Annotated in this window: 17 protein-coding genes; 10 read left to right on the top strand and 7 right to left on the bottom strand. The window is 66.7% G+C overall.

Translation table 11 applies throughout. The features are described from left to right. The first annotated feature begins 82 nt into the window (after positions 1-82). The 3 genes from OKQ63_RS02935 (at position 83) to OKQ63_RS02925 (ending at position 1,211) form a co-directional block, all read left to right on the top strand. On the top strand, positions 83-454 hold the full coding sequence (locus OKQ63_RS02935) for an eCIS core domain-containing protein (protein WP_264212477.1): 372 nt from the start codon (positions 83-85) through the stop codon (positions 452-454). Between the two features lie 116 nt (positions 455-570). Further along, the gene (locus OKQ63_RS02930) at positions 571-804 is read left to right on the top strand and encodes a hypothetical protein (protein WP_264212476.1); all 234 of its coding nucleotides are present in this window, start codon (positions 571-573) and stop codon (positions 802-804) included. A gap of 155 nt (positions 805-959) precedes the next feature. Beyond that, positions 960-1,211 carry a hypothetical protein gene (locus OKQ63_RS02925; RefSeq protein ID WP_264212475.1) on the top strand — a complete coding sequence of 84 codons (252 nt, stop codon included), beginning with the start codon at positions 960-962 and terminating at the stop codon, positions 1,209-1,211. A 31-nt stretch (positions 1,212-1,242) separates the two neighbouring features. On the opposite strand, the gene trxC is transcribed toward OKQ63_RS02925, so the two are convergent. Next, entirely contained in the window at positions 1,243-1,668 is a 426-nt protein-coding gene (gene trxC / locus OKQ63_RS02920; RefSeq protein WP_264212474.1) for a thioredoxin TrxC, read from the bottom strand. A gap of 208 nt (positions 1,669-1,876) precedes the next feature. Here trxC and OKQ63_RS02915 point away from each other — a divergent pair, with 208 nt between their 5' ends. Together OKQ63_RS02915 and OKQ63_RS02910 are read left to right on the top strand one after the other, a co-directional pair. Then, positions 1,877-2,449, top strand: coding sequence for a L,D-transpeptidase (locus OKQ63_RS02915; protein ID WP_264212473.1), 573 nt, complete (start codon positions 1,877-1,879; stop codon positions 2,447-2,449). 209 nt (positions 2,450-2,658) lie between these two features. After that, a complete protein-coding gene (locus OKQ63_RS02910) occupies positions 2,659-2,868 on the top strand; it encodes a cold-shock protein (RefSeq protein ID WP_264212472.1) in 210 nt (69 codons plus the stop codon). 59 nt (positions 2,869-2,927) lie between these two features. Here OKQ63_RS02910 and OKQ63_RS02905 read toward each other — a convergent pair whose 3' ends face one another. Beyond that, a complete protein-coding gene (locus OKQ63_RS02905) occupies positions 2,928-3,569 on the bottom strand; it encodes an arylesterase (RefSeq protein ID WP_264212471.1) in 642 nt (213 codons plus the stop codon). A 48-nt stretch (positions 3,570-3,617) separates the two neighbouring features. On the opposite strand from OKQ63_RS02905, the gene OKQ63_RS02900 reads away from it, so the two are divergent. Beyond that, positions 3,618-4,322, top strand: a complete 705-nt coding sequence (locus OKQ63_RS02900) for an ABC transporter ATP-binding protein (protein ID WP_264212470.1) — start codon at positions 3,618-3,620, stop codon at positions 4,320-4,322. Further along, positions 4,319-6,844, top strand: a complete 2,526-nt coding sequence (locus OKQ63_RS02895; protein WP_264212469.1) for an ABC transporter permease — start codon at positions 4,319-4,321, stop codon at positions 6,842-6,844. The genes OKQ63_RS02900 and OKQ63_RS02895 overlap by 4 nt, the downstream gene beginning before the upstream one ends. A 17-nt stretch (positions 6,845-6,861) precedes the next feature. Here OKQ63_RS02895 and OKQ63_RS02890 read toward each other — a convergent pair whose 3' ends face one another. Next, positions 6,862-7,311: an RrF2 family transcriptional regulator gene (locus tag OKQ63_RS02890; protein WP_264212468.1), complete on the bottom strand. Its 450-nt coding sequence runs from the start codon at positions 7,309-7,311 to the stop codon at positions 6,862-6,864. Between the two features lie 101 nt (positions 7,312-7,412). On the opposite strand from OKQ63_RS02890, the gene OKQ63_RS02885 reads away from it, so the two are divergent. Then, complete coding sequence (locus OKQ63_RS02885) at positions 7,413-7,985, top strand: gamma-glutamylcyclotransferase family protein (protein WP_264212467.1); 573 nt, start codon at positions 7,413-7,415, stop codon at positions 7,983-7,985. Continuing rightward, a complete protein-coding gene (locus tag OKQ63_RS02880) occupies positions 7,982-9,175 on the top strand; it encodes a DUF2254 domain-containing protein (protein WP_264212466.1) in 1,194 nt (397 codons plus the stop codon). The genes OKQ63_RS02885 and OKQ63_RS02880 overlap by 4 nt, the downstream gene beginning before the upstream one ends. A 260-nt stretch (positions 9,176-9,435) precedes the next feature. Here OKQ63_RS02880 and gltX read toward each other — a convergent pair whose 3' ends face one another. The 4 genes from gltX to OKQ63_RS02860 form a co-directional block, all read right to left on the bottom strand. Continuing rightward, positions 9,436-10,761 carry a glutamate--tRNA ligase gene (gltX, locus tag OKQ63_RS02875; protein ID WP_264212465.1) on the bottom strand — a complete coding sequence of 442 codons (1,326 nt, stop codon included), beginning with the start codon at positions 10,759-10,761 and terminating at the stop codon, positions 9,436-9,438. A gap of 115 nt (positions 10,762-10,876) precedes the next feature. Further along, positions 10,877-11,305: a DUF1801 domain-containing protein gene (locus tag OKQ63_RS02870; RefSeq protein WP_264212464.1), complete on the bottom strand. Its 429-nt coding sequence runs from the start codon at positions 11,303-11,305 to the stop codon at positions 10,877-10,879. Between the two features lie 136 nt (positions 11,306-11,441). Continuing rightward, positions 11,442-12,773, bottom strand: a complete 1,332-nt coding sequence (locus tag OKQ63_RS02865) for an NAD(P)/FAD-dependent oxidoreductase (protein WP_264212463.1) — start codon at positions 12,771-12,773, stop codon at positions 11,442-11,444. A 180-nt stretch (positions 12,774-12,953) separates the two neighbouring features. After that, positions 12,954-14,612 carry an NAD+ synthase gene (locus tag OKQ63_RS02860; RefSeq protein WP_264212462.1) on the bottom strand — a complete coding sequence of 553 codons (1,659 nt, stop codon included), beginning with the start codon at positions 14,610-14,612 and terminating at the stop codon, positions 12,954-12,956. Positions 14,613-14,794: 182 nt separating this feature from the next. On the opposite strand from OKQ63_RS02860, the gene OKQ63_RS02855 reads away from it, so the two are divergent. Continuing rightward, positions 14,795-16,198: an MORN repeat-containing protein gene (locus OKQ63_RS02855; RefSeq protein WP_264212461.1), complete on the top strand. Its 1,404-nt coding sequence runs from the start codon at positions 14,795-14,797 to the stop codon at positions 16,196-16,198. The last annotated feature ends 13 nt before the right edge of the window (positions 16,199-16,211 follow it).

Genomic DNA, 16,211 nt, shown 5'->3' with positions numbered 1-16,211 from the left:
GCCTTTTCCCCGTCCGGCGCTACCATCGCCTCAGGCGCGCCCTCGCGCGCATTGTCGGCTCAAGCGTTGGAAAGGATCCCCCATGGCCCTGAATCCGGAAGAGGTGAAGGCACATATCGAGGCGCTCAACGGCAAAAAGGCCAAGCGCAAGAAGCTGAAGACCCAGCCGGAAGGCACCACGGAAAAGAAGCTGCCCAGCGACCTGCGCAAGGGTCTGGAGGCGCATTTCGGCGGCAATCTGGGCAAGGTGCGGGTGCATGTGGACGGCAATGCCAAGGACGTCTGCAGGGAGCTGAAAGCCAAGGCCTTTACCGTCGGCAACAACATCTACGTGATGAAACCCGCATTCGCCAAGGATACTGAATTGCTGGCGCATGAACTGGCGCATGTGCTGGAACAGGGCAAGGGCAAGATGCCCAAGGCCAAGGACGGGGTGGCGCTGACCTCGAAATAGCCCCGGAATGCCATTTTTCGCGGCAGTAAACGCCCGCCGCCACAATCTTAACCTTTTTCTAACAAACTTGGCCGGAAGATTGGGGGTGAGCAACGGGTCCCCCGGGGGGGCACCGAATGCTGGAAAGCGGAGGCGTCATGGCTTGGGCCGGTATAGTTCTGGGAATGATTGCAGGCATGGCTGCGGCGGTGCTGGGCTGCGTGGCGGCCGGCCTGCCGCTGTGGGCGGGGCTGCTGATCTATCCGGCGGCCGGCACCGCAGTGGCGCTGCTGGTGATCACGGCTCTGGCCTGGCGCGGCGCAGCCCGTGACCGGCAGCAGCCGGAGCACCAGGCCCCTGCCACGGCCTGAGCCGGGGCGCGTGCGGCTGGGAACATGCCGCCTTTGGCGCAGTGATGCTGCCGCCGCTCTATCCGGAAGGCTTGCAGCCTGACCCTTTGCGCAGTTGTTTCGCGGCCCCCATGTCCGTACTCTGCCCCGAGGGAGCAGGAACGAAGGGAACGCAAATGGCTTGGGTGAGCGCGGTGTTCGGAGCCTTGGGCGGCCTTGTGCTGGCCATTGCCGCAGGCCTTGCCGGCAGCTGGCCGGTATGGCTGATCCTGCTGCTCTATCCGCTTGCCGCTGCACTGCTGATGCTGATCATGCTTGCGTTCCTTTTCTGGCTCAGCAGCGGTCCGGGCGGCACCGGCAAACGCTCGGAAAGCGAGACCGGCTCTGCGTCCGGCTCCCCCCGCAATCTGGGACCGCGCCTGTTCTGACCTGCAGCCCGCGGGCAGGACAACCGGCCTCCTAGCTGCGCAGCCAGCTGACGATCCGGGCCTGAGGCATCGCCCCTGCCTGCCGCTTCTTCTCCTTGCCGCGCTCAAAGGCGACCAGAGTCGGGATGCCGCGGATGCGGTACCGCGCGCCGGCGGACGGGTGCGTCTGGGTATTGAGCTTGACCAGCCTGGCCTTGCTGCCCAGTGCTTTGGCGGCGCTGGCAAATTCCGGCGCCATTGCCCGGCAGGGGCCGCACCACGGGGCCCAGAAATCCGCCACCAGCGGCAGGTCATCGTTCTGAACCGCCTTCTGCAGAATGGCAGGATCCACGTCCACCGGCTTGCCCGGCAACAGTGCCGCGCCGCAGACGCCGCACTTGGCGCCTTTGCCCAGCTTGTCTTCAGGCACCCGGTTCAAGCGGGCGCAGGCCAGGCATGTCAGGGTCTTGGCGCCCATGGCGGCTCCTCCGATTGCGGTGCCGCCCGGTATAGCGGGCGCAGGCGGCGGCGCAAGGCACCCTGTGCCGCCGCCGCAAATCCGCAAACGGGACTGGCGGCAACGGCTCGTGCAACACTTGCCGGCCGGTCTGCGGAAACCCGTTGACCGGCTGCGCTTTGCGCCGGAAGATGACAAGGTGGTGCAACGAACGTTCAGGGGTATTGCCATGATTTCACGCCGGAAGATTCTGAGATTTGGCCCTGCGGCTGCCGCGGCTGTGCTGCTGCCGCTGCCCGCCCTGGCCCGGAAGAAAGACCCAGCCCCCTTTGATCCCACGCCTCAGGAAGTCCGCATCAGAAAGGATTTCGCGCCCGGCCAGATTCTGGTGCTGCCGAGGTCCTATTACCTTTATTTCGTGACCGACACGCGCAAGGCCGTGCGGTACGGCGTCGGCGTCGGCAAGGCCGGGCTGGAATTCACCGGCCGCGCGGTGATCGAGCGCAAGAAGGTCTGGCCCACCTGGCGCCCGACCGACGAGATGATCGAACGCGACCCGCGGGCCTATGCCAAGTTTGTCGACAATGACTATATCCAGCCGGGCGGACCGGACAACCCGCTGGGCGCGCGGGCGCTGTATCTGTTTCAGAACGGGATCGATACCTACTTCCGCATCCACGGGACCAACCAGCCGCAGACCATCGGGCATTCGGTTTCCAACGGCTGCATCCGGATGATGAACGATCACGTGATGGACCTGTATGAGCGGGTTCCTCTCGGCACGGTTGTGACAGTTCTTTAGGCACAGTCATGCCGGAATCGGCCCGGAAACCCCGCGTCATTCAGTATTTTTCTTGCACCAGGGGTGATTCATACTCAAATTTGTCACCGCAGCGTTACGCGAATGCGATTACTGCCGCTTTACCGGCGCGGTCATGACCATCTGCAGAACCTTGCCGGACTGCCGCATGAAGCGGGCAGGGAATTGAGACGACTTAGGAGTACACGACGATGGCGACAGGCACCGTCAAATGGTTCAACACCACCAAAGGCTATGGTTTTATTGCACCCGATGATGGCGGCAAGGACATTTTTGTTCACATTTCCGCAGTTGAGCGATCGGGGCTGACCGGCCTGGCGGACAATCAGAAAGTGACCTACGAGCTGCGCGCGGGCCGGGACGGCCGCGAGTCCGCGGTGGATATCGCACTGGTCTCCTGATCCGGATCTTCTGATCACGCCTGAGAGATTTCAAACAGCCCTGCCTGCCGGGGCTGTTTTTACCGGCGTATCGCCGCAACCAGCCGCAGGGCTGCCGGCCCCAGCGCGGCGACGTTCAGCGCCACGCCCAGGGCATTGGGATGGATGCCGTCGTCCTGCATATAGGCCTGCGCCGCAGCCGGGTCTCCGCCGGCCTCAACTGCAATGCCGGCAAATGCGTCCGGATGCAGCACCGCGCCGAACTCGGCAGCCAGCTCCGGGTAGATCGCATCAAATGCGGCCTTGTAGTCCGGCCCGTAATTGCCCGGCGCCTTCAGACCGATCAGCAGGGTCTTGATCCCCCTGCCCTCGGCCGCCTGCAGGATGTACCGCAGATTCGCGCGCGCCTCTGCGGGCGGCAGCCCGCGCAGCAGGTCATTGCCGCCGAGCAGCACGATCAGCCCGTCGGGATTGTCCGACAGCGTCCACCCGGCGCGTTCGGCGCCGCCGGCGGTGGTATCGCCGGACACACCTGCGTTCTGCAGTTCCACTTCGGCGCCGTTTTCGGTGAGCCAGCGCTGCAATTGCGGCACCAGACCTTGCCCCTGCGGCAGGCCGTAGCCCTGCACCAGACTGTCCCCCAGCGCGGTGATCCGCAGCGGTTCCGCCCAGGCGGCGCCCGCAAAAAGCAGCAAACTCAACAGTGCCAGTACCTTGTGCATCGCGGCAAACACTCCATATCCGATAGGTGGATCCAACAGGCAGGCCCGATGACAGACAACAGCAGCCCCGTTCTGCATCTGAAAGATGCGTCCTTGACCCTGAATAGCAATACCGGCCCGGTGGAGATTCTGCACGGAATCTCGCTGGACGTGCGCCGGGGCGAGACATTGGGGCTGGTGGGGCCTTCCGGATCCGGCAAATCCTCGCTCCTGATGCTGATGGGCGGGCTGGAGCAGGCGACCGGCGGGTGCGTGTCCGCTTTGGGCCAGGATCTGACCGCGATGGACGAGGACGCGCTGGCCCGGTTCCGCCGCAGCAGCATGGGGGTGGTGTTCCAGAGCTTTCACCTGATCCCCACCATGACCGCGCTGGAGAATGTCGCAACGCCGCTGGAACTGGCGGGCGTCAAGGATGCCTTTGACCGCGCCCAGGCAGAGCTGGAGGCGGTGGGCCTCGGCCACCGTGCTGGCCATTTCCCGGCGCAGATGTCGGGCGGCGAGCAGCAGCGGGTGGCGCTGGCGCGCGCCCTGGCGCCGCGCCCCGCCATCCTGCTGGCGGATGAGCCGACCGGCAACCTGGATGAGGCCAATGGCGAAGCGGTGATGGAGCTGCTGTTCGGCCTGCGCGACCGGTACGGTGCCACCCTGGTGATGGTCACCCACGCGCCGGAGCTGGCCGCGCGCTGCGACCGGGTGGTGCGCCTGCGCGACGGCCGGGTGGACACAGCGGCCGCGCGCGAGGCCGCCGAATGAATGCCGCCGCCCTCCGCCTCGCCTGGCGCTTTGCCCTGCGCGAGCTGCGCGGCGGGCTCAGGGGCTTCCGCATCTTCCTGGCCTGCCTGGCGCTGGGGGTCGGGGTCATTGCCGCCATCGGCTCGATCCGCGCCTCGATCGAAACCGGGCTGTCGCGCGAAGGCGCGACCATTCTGGGCGGCGATGCCGAGTTGAACTTCACCTACCGTTTTGCCAATGAGGACGAACGCGCCTGGCTGGACCGGACCGCGCTGCGCTATTCCGAGATTGCCGAGTTCCGTTCGATGGCCACGGTGGGCGAGGAGCGCGGGCTGACCCAGGTGAAGGCAGTGGACGGGCTGTATCCGCTGAAAGGCGAAATGAAGCTGTCGCCGGATATCCCGCTGCACACGGCATTGGAGGGCGCGGACGGCTTGCCCGGCGCGGTGATGGACCGGGTGCTGGCGGACAGGCTCGGGCTGCAGCCCGGCGATACCTTCCGGCTGGGCACCCAGGATTTTGCGCTGACCGCGGTGATCGCGCTGGAGCCGGATGCCGCGGCCTCCGGTTTCGAGCTGGGGCCGCGCACCATGGTGCGGACCGGGGATCTGGCAGACTCCGGCCTGCTGGTGCCAGGCACGCTGTTTGATACCAAATACCGGATGGAGCTGCCCGCGGGCAGCAATCTGAACACGCTGCAGGCCGAGGCCGAGGCGCGGTTTGAAACCACCGGCATGCGCTGGCGGGATGCGCGGAACGGCGCGCCGGGGATCACCTCCTTTGTCGAGCGCCTGGGCGGATTTCTGGTGCTGGTGGGCCTCTCCGGGCTGGCGGTGGGCGGGGTTGGTGTCTCCGCTGCGGTGCGCGCCTATCTGGCCACCAAGACCGCGACCATCGCCACCCTGCGCACGCTGGGGGCGGAGCGGCAGACGATCTTCCTCACCTATTTCCTGCAGATCGGCGCACTGACGCTGATCGGGGTGGGGATCGGGCTGGTGCTGGGCGGGCTGATGCCAATGCTGCTGGGGCCGCTGATCGCGGCGCAGCTGCCGTTCCCGGCGGTGTTCTCGATCTACCCGACTGCCTTGGCCGAGGCCGCCATATACGGCGTGCTGACCGCCTTCATCTTTGCGCTCTGGCCGCTGGCCCGGGCCGAGCGCATCCGTGCGGCCTCCCTGTTCCGCGATGCCTTTGCCAGCCGCACGCGGCTGCCGGCGCCGCGCTATCTGCTGGCCACCGCGCTGGCGCTGGCCGCACTGGTGGGGCTGGCCGCCTGGTTCAGCGGCTCGGCACGCCTCACCCTGTGGACCGCGGGCGGGCTGATGGGGGCGCTGATGGTGCTGCTGATCGCCGCCTTGGGCATCGGCTTGCTGGCCCGCCGGGGCGCCCAAGCCTCCCGCGGGCGGCCTGCCCTTCGCTGGGCGCTGTCCTCCATCGGCAGTGCGCGCGACGGCGCGGTGCCGGCTGTGCTGGCGCTGGGGCTGGGGCTGACGGTGCTGGCGGCGATCGGCCAGATCGACGGCAACATGCGCCGCGCCATAGCCGGCAACCTGCCGGACGTGGCGCCGAGCTATTTCTTTGTCGACATCCAGCGCAGCCAGATGCCCGCCTTCCTGGAGCGGGTCGAGAATGACCCCGCCGTGACCCGGGTGGAAAACGCGCCGATGCTGCGCGGGGTGCTGACCCGGATCAACGGCGTGCCGGCTACCGAGGTCGCAGGCGACCACTGGGTGGTGCGCGGCGACCGCGGCATCACCTATGCCGCGGCCCGGCCCGCCAGTACCGAGGTCACGGCCGGGAAATGGTGGCCCAAGGATTACACCGGCACGCCGCAGATCAGCTTTGCCGCCGAGGAAGCAGAGGAAATGGGCCTGAGCCTGGGCGACACGCTGACGCTGAACATCCTGGGCCGCGATATCACCGGCACCATCACCAGTTTGCGCAATGTGGATTTCTCCACCGCGGGCATGGGATTCGTGATGGTGCTGAACGAGGCCGCGCTGGCCGGGGCGCCGCACAGTTTCATTGCCACCGTCTATGCCGAGGAACAGGCCGAGGCGGCGATTCTGCGCGATCTGGCGCGGGAGATGCCGAATATCACCGCGATCCGAATGCGCGACGCCATTGACCGGGTGTCGGACATCCTGCGCCAGCTGGCCGCCGCCACCGCCTATGGCGCCGCGGCAACGCTGCTGACCGGTTTTCTGGTGCTCTTGGGAACGGCGGCAGCCGGAGAGCCTGCACGGCGGTATGAGGCGGCGCTGCTGAAGACGCTGGGCGCGCCGCGCAGGCAGATCCTGGCAAGCTTTGCCCTGCGCTCTGCCCTGCTGGGCGCGGCGGCGGGGCTGGTGGCGCTGGCGGCCGGCATTGCCGGGGCCTGGGCGATCAACGCCTATGTGTTCGAGACCGGGTACACGGTGATCTGGCCCAACGCGCTGATGGTGATTTCAGGCGGGGTGCTGACCACGCTGCTGGCCGGGCTGGCCTTTGCGCTGCGGCCGCTGGCGGCCAAGCCCGCCCGCGTTCTGCGCGCCCGCGAATGACCGGAGCGGCGGCAGCCTTAGCGGACGCCGCAGGACACCGGCTGCAGGATGCGTATCAGGTCGTGGTTGCCGCAGACCAGCGCTTCCAGGGAGATGTCGTCCAGCGAGGCATAGAAAGCCTGGGCCGCGTCCGCCAGCGCCACTTTCAGGCGGCAGGCACCGGACAGCGGGCAGGTATTGTCGGCATCGGCAAAACACTCCACCATCGGCAGGTTGCCCTCGACATCCCGGAACACGTCGCCGATCCGGATCTCCGCCGCCGGCTTGCCCAGGTTCATGCCGCCGTTGCGGCCGCGCTGGGTCGCCAGATAGCCAAGCTGGCTCAGCTGGTTGATCACCTGCGCCAGGTGGTTTTCCGAGATGTTGCAGCATTCGGCGATCTCGGCCTTGGTCACCAGGCGGTCTTCATGGGCGGCGCAATACATCAGCAGCCGCACCGCAATGTTGGTCCTTTTGGTAATCCGCATGGGTTGCTCCCGCAGCTTCACTGCATCGCTTATTGCATGAACCGGCAAAAAGCGGTTTGACATACATCAATAACCGGAAATACGGCGGAAGGACGCAGCGGATGACAGCCCCCTATTTCTTTGGCTACGGCAGCCTGGTGAATACGGCAACGCATGGCTATGGCGGCGCCCGCCCGGCCCGGCTGCGCGGCTGGCGGCGCGCCTGGGTGCATACGGACCTGCGCGAGGTGGCGTTTCTGTCGGCGGTTCCATGTGAAGCCAGCACGATCGACGGGCTGATTGCCGAGGTGCCGGGGGCCGACTGGGCGGCGCTCGACGAACGCGAGTTCGCCTATGAGCGGCTGCTTGCCTCGGACAGGGTGCAGCACGGGCTGGAGGGGGCTCCGGAGATATCCGTCTATGCGGTCGCAGCGGCCAAGCAGAACAGCGCCACCGGCGAACACCCGATCCTGCTCAGCTACCTGGATGTGGTGCTGCAGGGCTATCTGCGGGTGTTCGGCGCGGCAGGCGTGCGGGATTTCATCGCCACCACGGACGGCTGGGACGCCCCGGTCCTCGACGACCGGGCCGCGCCGCGCTATCCGCGCCATCAGCCGGTCACCGCGGCGGAGCGCAAATTGTTTGATGATCTGATCGACAGCACAGAGGCGCGCCGGATAGTCTTGGGGGCATGATGGAAAAGGCGCTATTGCACCTCGGCCGGATTGCGCGGCAGCTCTGGTTCAGGGTTGTTCTCATATCCCTTGGTTCCCTGCTGGCCCTGCTGCTGGCACCGCTGGCGAAACCGCTGCTGCCGGACAATCTGAGCGAGGACTTCGGGCGCGAGGCGGTACTGCCGGTGCTGACGATCCTCGCCTCCGGCATGCTGGCGGTCACCACGTTTTCGCTCAACGTCATGGTCAGCACCTACCGCACCGCGGCCTCCATGGCGACGCCGCGGGTTTACCGGCTGCTGCTGGAAGACACCGTCACCCATCGGGTGCTGGCGACCTTTGTCGGCGGGTTCATCTATTCGCTCAGCGGCGTGATTCTGTTCCGGGCGGGTTACTACACGGTGGAAGGCGCGTTTGTGGTGTTCGGCCTGACCATCATCGTGGTGATCCTGATTGTCGGCGCCATCCTGCGCTGGATCGATCACCTGTCGAGCCTCGGCAGCATGGACCACACCCTGCGGCTGATCGAAACCCGCGCCCGCACCAGCCTGCGCGCCCGGATGAAGAAACCCTGCCTGGGCGGGCTGTGCGCGCGCCAGGATGCCAAACCCGAAGGCGCTGTCGATATCCCCGCCGCCAAAAGCGGTTTTGTGCGCTTTGCGGGGCTGGCTCAGCTCAATGACCTGGCCGCGGAGGCCGGCACGCAGATCACCCTGGCGCGGGCGCCGGGCGAATATGTCCTGCGCGGCCAGCCGGTGGCCTGGGCCGGCTCCGGGGACAGCGAGTTCTGCAAGGCCGCTTCTGCCGCAATCGACATCGGGGATGTGCGCAGCTTCGACCAGGACCCGTCCTTTGGCCTGTCGCTGCTGGCAGAGACCGCGCAGAAAGCGCTGTCGCCGGGGATCAATGATCCCGGCACCGCAATCGAGGTCATGGGACGGCTGGAACGGCTGCTGTGGGAGAACACTCCCGCTGACGAAACCAGCAGCCCCCGCGAGGCCGCCTATCCCAATGTCAATGTGCCGCCGGTGACCGCGCGGCAGCTGCTGCACTGCGCCTTTCCCCCGATTGCCCGCTCCGGCAGTGATGCGCCATCGGTCATGCGCTGGATGGAAAAGTCCCTGGATGCGCTTGGCGAGCATACGAACCCGGACATGGCAATGGCTGCCAAGAACATGCGCCAGGAGCTGAAGAGCGGCACCTGGGGCTGAGCCGGCCGCGCAAAGCAGCTGCGCCGGCCGGGGTCCTCCCGCCGGTTCCGGCGCAGGCGAGCTGCACCATGCCCCGTTGGGCCTGGCACCGCGCAGGGCGCGGTGCAGCGCCGCGCCCTGCGCGGCGCCCGGCCCAACTGCTGCTGCGGCATCTTTGATGCAGCTTCAGCGGGCGGGAGCCGCCCGCACAAGGAAAAGGCGGCGCCTTCCGGCGCCGCCTCTGTCACTTCCTGGCAGTGTCACGTCCCGGCAATCGCCAATCATCCGCGGGCGCGGACCTTTTCCATCAGCGCCAGCAACGCGCTCATGTCCGGGCCGCGTTCCATGCCGGTGACGGCCTTGCGCAGCGGCATGAACAGGCCCTTGCCCTTGCGGCCGGTCGCCTCCTTTACGGCGGCGGTCCATTTGCCCCAGCTTTCGGAATCATAGGGCGCCTCGGGCAGCAGCGGCATGGCCGCGGCGATGAAGTCCTTGTCCTCGTCGGCGATCAGCGGCTCGGCGCCGTCGCGGCACAGTTCCCACCAGCCGGCCAGATCCTTGAGCGTGGTGATGTTTTCCTTGGCCATGGCCCAGAACGCCGCGTGCTTCTCTGCCGGCACGCCCAGCGCGTCCACATGCGGCTGCACGGCCTCCAGCGGCAGCGACTGCAGGTGGCGGGCGGTCAGCGGATACAGATCCTCGACATCGAATTTGGTCGGCGCAGCGCCGAAGCGGTTGATATCGAAGCCGTCGATCAGCTCCGCCATTTCCGACCGCAGCTCCACCGGGTCGGACGAGCCCAGCCGCGCCATCAGGCTCAGCAGCGCCATCGGCTGCACGCCGGCTTCGCGCAGGTCGCGCAGGGCAAGGGTGCCCAGGCGCTTGGACAGCGCCTCGCCCTGCGGGCCTGTCAGCAGCGAATGGTGCGCGAACGACGGCACGGTGCCGCCCAGGGCCTCGATGATCTGGATCTGGGTGGCGGTGTTGGTGACGTGGTCGGAGCCGCGCACCACATGGGTCACGCCCATTTCGGTGTCATCGACCACCGACGCCAGCGTGTAGAGGAACTGGCCGTCGCCGCGGATCAGCACCGGGTCGGAGACCGAGGCCGCGTCGATGGAGATATCGCCCAGGATGCCGTCGGTCCATTCGATGCGCTGATGGTCCAGCTTGAAGCGCCACACGCCGTCGCCGCGCTCCGCGCGCAGCTTGGCCTTTTCTTCGTCCGGGAGCGCCAGCGCGGCGCGGTCATAGACCGGCGGCTTGCCCATGTTGAGCTGCTTCTTGCGCTTCAGGTCCAGCTCGACCGGGGTCTCGAACGCCTCATAGAAGCGGCCGATGTCGCGCAGTTTATCCGCAGCGGCGACATAGCGGTCGAGCCGCTCGGACTGGCGCTCCACCTTGTCCCAGGCCAATCCCAGCCAGTCCAGGTCCTGCTTGATGGCATCGACGTATTCTTCCTTGGACCGCTCCGGGTCGGTGTCGTCGATGCGCAGGATGAAGGTGCCGCCGGCCTTGCGGGCGATCAGATAGTTCATCAGCGCGGTGCGCAGGTTGCCGACGTGGATATAGCCGGTCGGCGACGGGGCAAAACGGGTGGTGGTCATCACGAGTCTCCTGTTGCCGTTGCCTTGTCACACGGGCCACGGTTTGTCCAGTTTCGGCTCGGCTGACGCGCCTGGCGGCGCGGGTCTATTCCGGAAAGATGAAAGCCCCGGTGCGTCAAGCCGGCTGCACCGGCCAGATCGCGTCCAGATCCCTGAGCCCGGCCCGGACTAGTTCCGCCAGAACCTCCAGGTCGATATCGGCGAGCTTGTTCACGTAAAGGCAGCTTTTGCCCAGCTTGTGCTTGCCCAGCCGGGCCAGGAGGGCGCCGTAGTCCTGGTAGCCCGGCATGATGTAGATCGAATGGCGCGCCTTGCGGGGGGAGAAGCCGGTGGCGAGAAAGTCGCCTTCGCGGCCGGTCCGGTAGCGGTAATGATAGCGTCCGTAGCCGACAAGGGAGTCGCCCCACATCTGCGGCTCGAACCCGGTTGCCCGGCGGAACAGGGCATCCAGGTCCTGCGCTTCCTGCGCCTTGCGGGCAGGTTCCACACCGGCAAGGAAGTCTGCAACGCTGGCCCCTGTCGGGACGGTCTTGTTCTGGTTCATGGCGGGCACGCCTCCTGCCGGATCCTACCCCGCATTCTGATGGTGTTCCTAGCCCCCTCTCTGCGCTTGGGCCGCTGGCGGCGGGACGGGTGCCGCTTTGCCGCGGCAGGCGATCAGCCGCGGCGGCCCCGCTTGGTCAGTATCCGGTCTGCGGCCCGTACCGTGTCCCGTCGGAGAACCGCGACAGGCGGAAGGGCCGCGGATCCACCAGCGGCCGGTCGCCGGTGACCAGATCGGCAGCCAGCCTGCCTGCCGCCGGGCCGATGCCGAAGCCGTGGCCGGAGAACCCGGTGGCGATGAACAGCCCCGGCAGCGTGTCGGCCTGCGAGATCACCGGCAGCGCGTCCGGCGTCACGTCGATCAGCCCGCCCCAGCTTTGCACCACGTCAGCGGTCTTGAGCAGCGGAAAGGCTTTCTGGGCGGCCGCCCAGCCGCTTTTCAGGGCCTTTTGCGAAGGCGCGGGGTCCAGCACCCGGCACAATTCGAACGGGGTGGTCTGATGCGGCTGCCAGCGGCGGGCCTGGGCCGCTTCCTCGCGCCAGCGGTTCGACAGCCGGAATTGCAGCGCCCGCCATTCCTGCCGGTAGCTGGGCAGGAATTTCCACCCCAGGCGCAGGCTGTCGGGCACGATGTCGACGATGTTTTCATGCGCATCCGCCACCGTGTAGCCGCCGTCGGCACGCTTGCGCAGACCCAGGCTGGCGCTGCGGACCGCGGTTTCCGGACCGCCCTGCACCGGCGAGGTGCGCAGCACCGAGTTCAGCACCTTCAGCTGCGGCAGTGCGATCCCGGCATTCCCGAGGAACAGCCGCGACCAGGCGCCGCCGGCCACGATCACCGCCGAGCAGGCGACGCGGCCGCGCTCGGTCATCACGCCGCTGATGCGGCCTGCGGCGGTCTCGAGGCTGCGCACCGCGCATTCGGTCATGATCCTGGCGCCCGCGGCCTGCGCGGCGCCGGCGATGGCATGGGTGGCCATCTGCGGCTCCGCCCGGCCGTCCATCGGTGTCAGCAGCGCGCTGCATGTCCGGGTCTGGTGGCCCGGCATCAGCTCTGCCAGCTGGCGGCCGCGCACCATGCGGGCGCCCTGCCCCAAACCGTCGAGATTGCGCAGCCAGCGTTCCAGCTGCGCCTCGCGCCTGGCGGTTTCCGCGGTATAGAGAATGCCGGAGCGGGTGAATCCGGTCTCCCGTCCGGTGCGCTCCGCCAGCCCCGCCCACAGGTGCAGGGATTCCGCCATCAGCGGGATTTCCCGCGGATCGCGGCAAGCGAGGCGCACCCACCCCCAGTTGCGCGAGCTTTGCTCCCCGGCGATCTGGCCCTTTTCACACAGCAGCACGGAAACGCCGCGCTCGGCCAGCTCCAGCGCCGTTGCAGCCCCAATGATGCCGCCGCCGATCACCACGGCGTCAACGGCCTTGGGCAAGGCCAGATCGGATTGGAAATGGGGCAGTCTGGGTCCGGGCATAACTGCCTCTATGCCCGTTGCGGAATCGGCGGTCCAGCGTCCAGGCGACGCCTCATGCGCCGCTTTCCGGCATTGTGTTTTTTCCGCCGCATATCAGCGCGTTACCGCTGCGTCACGGGCCGCGGAATTCAGCCGTGCAAGCATGGAAAGACCTGCGGCTTCAATGAGTTAACGCCAGCTTCAGGACGGGTCGCGCCAGCGGTTCACAATCGGGTAGCGGCGGTCCAGCCAAAACGCGTGCGGCGTCAGCCGGGCGCCGGGCGCGGACTGGAAGCGCTTGTATTCGCTGATATAAACCAGATGCTCGATCCGCTTGGCCACGTCCCGGCTGAATCCGGCCGCCACACAATCAGCGATTGAACCGTCCCTGTCGACCAGGATTTCCAGGATTGCGTCCAGCTCCGGGTAATCCGGCAGGCTGTCGCTGTCCTTCTGATCCTCGCGCAGTTCGGCGGTCGGCGGCTTGTCGATCACGTTGGGGCGGATCACCTCTCCCGCCGGACCCTTCATCCAGGGACGGTGATTGGCGTTGCGCCAGCGGCAGGTCTCAAAGACGCGGGTCTTGTACAGATCCTTGATCGGATTGTAGCCGCCGCTCATGTCGCCGTAGATGGTGGCATAGCCCACCGCGACCTCGGACTTGTTGCCGGTGGTCAGCAGCATTTCCCCGAACTTGTTGGACATCGCCATCAGCAGAAGGCCGCGCAGGCGGGACTGGATGTTTTCCTCGGTGATATCGGCGTCAAGGCCGGCAAACAGCGGCGCCAGCGTGTTGGTGATGGCGGCCCGCCCCTCGCGGATCGGCACATAATCGTAATGCACGCCCAGCGCCTTGGCGACGGCCTCGGCATCGTCGAGCGACTCCTGGCTGGTGTATTCGGACGGCAGCATGACGCAGCGGACGTTTTCGGCGCCGATAGCATCCACCGCGATGGCCGCCACAATCGCCGAGTCGACGCCGCCGGACAGGCCCAGCAGCGCCTTCCTGAAGCCGGTCTTGCCCATGTAGTCGCGCAGCGATTCCACCATCACCCGGTAGTCCTGCTCCCATGCGTCCGGCAGATGCGCCTTTTCGCCCTCAACCGCGCGCCAGCCGTCCCCGGTGCGCTCAAGGTCAAGATGGGCACAGGCCTCGTCGAACACCGGCATCTGCAGGGCCAGCGCGCCGCCCGGGTTCAGCACAAAGGAGCCGCCGTCGAACACCTGGTCATCCTGGCCGCCGACCATGTTGAGGTAGATCACCGGCAGATGGGTCTCCACCGCGCGGGCCACCATGTGGTTGAAGCGCACGTCCATCTTGTTGCGGTAATAGGGCGAACCGTTGGGGATCAGCAGGAATTCGGCCCCGGTCTCGGCCAGGGTTTCCGCCACGTCCTCGTGCCAGCCGTCTTCGCAGATCGGGGAGCCGATGCGGGTGTTGCCAACCGCATAGGGACCGCCGAGGGGTCCGGCGTCGAAGATGCGGACCTCGTCAAAGACGGTCTCGTTCGGCAGGTGGTGCTTGAGGCTGCGCGAGGCGATCTTGCCGCCCTTCAGGATCAGATAGGCATTGTAAAGCCTGCCGCCCTCGACCCAGGGTCCGCCGACCGCCAGCGCCGGGCCATCGGCGCAGTCTGCTGCCAGCTTCTCCACCTCCGCAATGGCGGCCTGGTGGAAGACCGGCTTCATCACCAGGTCCTGGGTGTTGTAGCCGGTGATGAACATTTCCGGCAGCGCCACCAGGTCGGCACCCGCGGTGCGGCCCTCCTCCCAGGCGGCCCTGGCCTTGGCGGCGTTGCCTGCCAGATCGCCCACCGTGGGGTTCAGCTGCGCCAGTGTCACGCGGAAACGGTCTGCCATGCTGCTTGGGCCTTTTGCAAAAAATCCTTTCTCAGCCATTTACCAGATTGACAGCCAAGGAAAAGAGCAAGCGCCGGGGACAGGGGAAAAGACATTGCGGCCCCGCCTGCGGTAGCTTAGTTTCCGGGCGAGCAACCCAATATGGCAGCAGCACCGTAATTCCTGGGCAGGCAGAGGTTTCAATGACCCGTTTCGGCACCGCATTCGCGCTTTCCACACTTCTGGCACTGGCCGCACCGGCACTGGCCCAGGAGGGAGACGTTATTACCACGCAGGATGACATCGGCGGCGTCTATGAAGGCACTTTCCGCAACGGGCTGCAGCATGGCACCGGCACCTACCGGCTGCCCAACGGCTATGAATACACCGGCGAGTGGGCCGACGGCGAGGTCCGCGGCCAGGGCGTGGCGCGGTTCCCGGACGGCTCGGTCTACGAGGGCGGGTTCGCACAAGGCAAGCCGCACGGGCTGGGCAAGCTGACCCGCGCAGACGGCAGCACCTACGAGGGCGGCTGGCAGGACGGCCAGATCCATGGCGACGGGCTGTCGGTCTATGCCAGCGGCGTGCGCTATCAGGGCAGCTTTGCCGATGGCAAGCGGCACGGCAAGGGCAAGATGCAATCGCCGGACGGCTATACGTATGATGGAGACTGGGTTCAGGGCCGCCAGGAGGGCCAGGCCAAGATCACCTACGCCGAAGGCACCGTTTACGAAGGCACCGTGGCCGATGGCCAGCTGCAGGGGCAAGGACGGCTGGAGACCTCGGACGGGCTGGTCTACGAGGGCGAATGGGCTGCCAGCCAGATGCATGGCACCGGCCGCCTGGCCCAGCCCAATGGCGATATCTACGAAGGCGAGCTGCAGAACGGCCGCCGCCACGGCACCGGCAAGCAGACCTACGCCAATGGCGACATCTATGCCGGCGACTTCCTGAACGATCAGCGCCACGGCACTGGCACCTTCACCGAGAAGGACGGCTACAGCTACACCGGCGAATGGGCGAAGGGGCAGATTGAGGGCAAGGGCAAGGCCATCTATCCCGACGGCTCGGTTTACGAGGGCGATTTCCGCGACGACCTGGCCGACGGCCAGGGCAAGATCACCTACCCCGACGGCTCCACCTACGAAGGCGGATGGGTGGCCGGGGTGATCGAAGGCGAAGGCACCGCCACCTACCCCAGCGGCATCACCTACACCGGCGGCTTCAAGAACGCCAAGAACCACGGCCAGGGGGTAATGACCTATGCCGACGGCTACCGCTATGAAGGCGGCTGGCAGGACGGGCAGCGCCATGGCGATGCCAAGGTGACCTATGCCGATGGCTCGGTCTACACCGGCCAGTTCGCAGACAGCCAGCGCCACGGGCAGGGCAAGATCGTGATGCCCGACGGCTTCTCCTATGAAGGCGGCTGGCAGGAGGGCAAGATTTTCGGCGAAGGCGTCGCGGCCTATGCCAATGGCGATGTCTACGAGGGCAGTTTTGTCAACGGCAAGCGCCAAGGGCCGGGCACGATGAAATACGCCAGCGGCCAGCAGGCGGACGGCACCTGGGAAAACGGCGCGCTGGTCAGCAGCGGGACCGAGTAACCGGCGTTCACAG

Origin of the sequence: Leisingera thetidis, from assembly GCF_025857195.1 — a bacterium.
Lineage (GTDB): Bacteria > Pseudomonadota > Alphaproteobacteria > Rhodobacterales > Rhodobacteraceae > Leisingera > Leisingera thetidis.
Note: the sequence above shows the minus strand (reverse complement) of the source record. Positions and strands in the feature narration are given on the sequence as shown.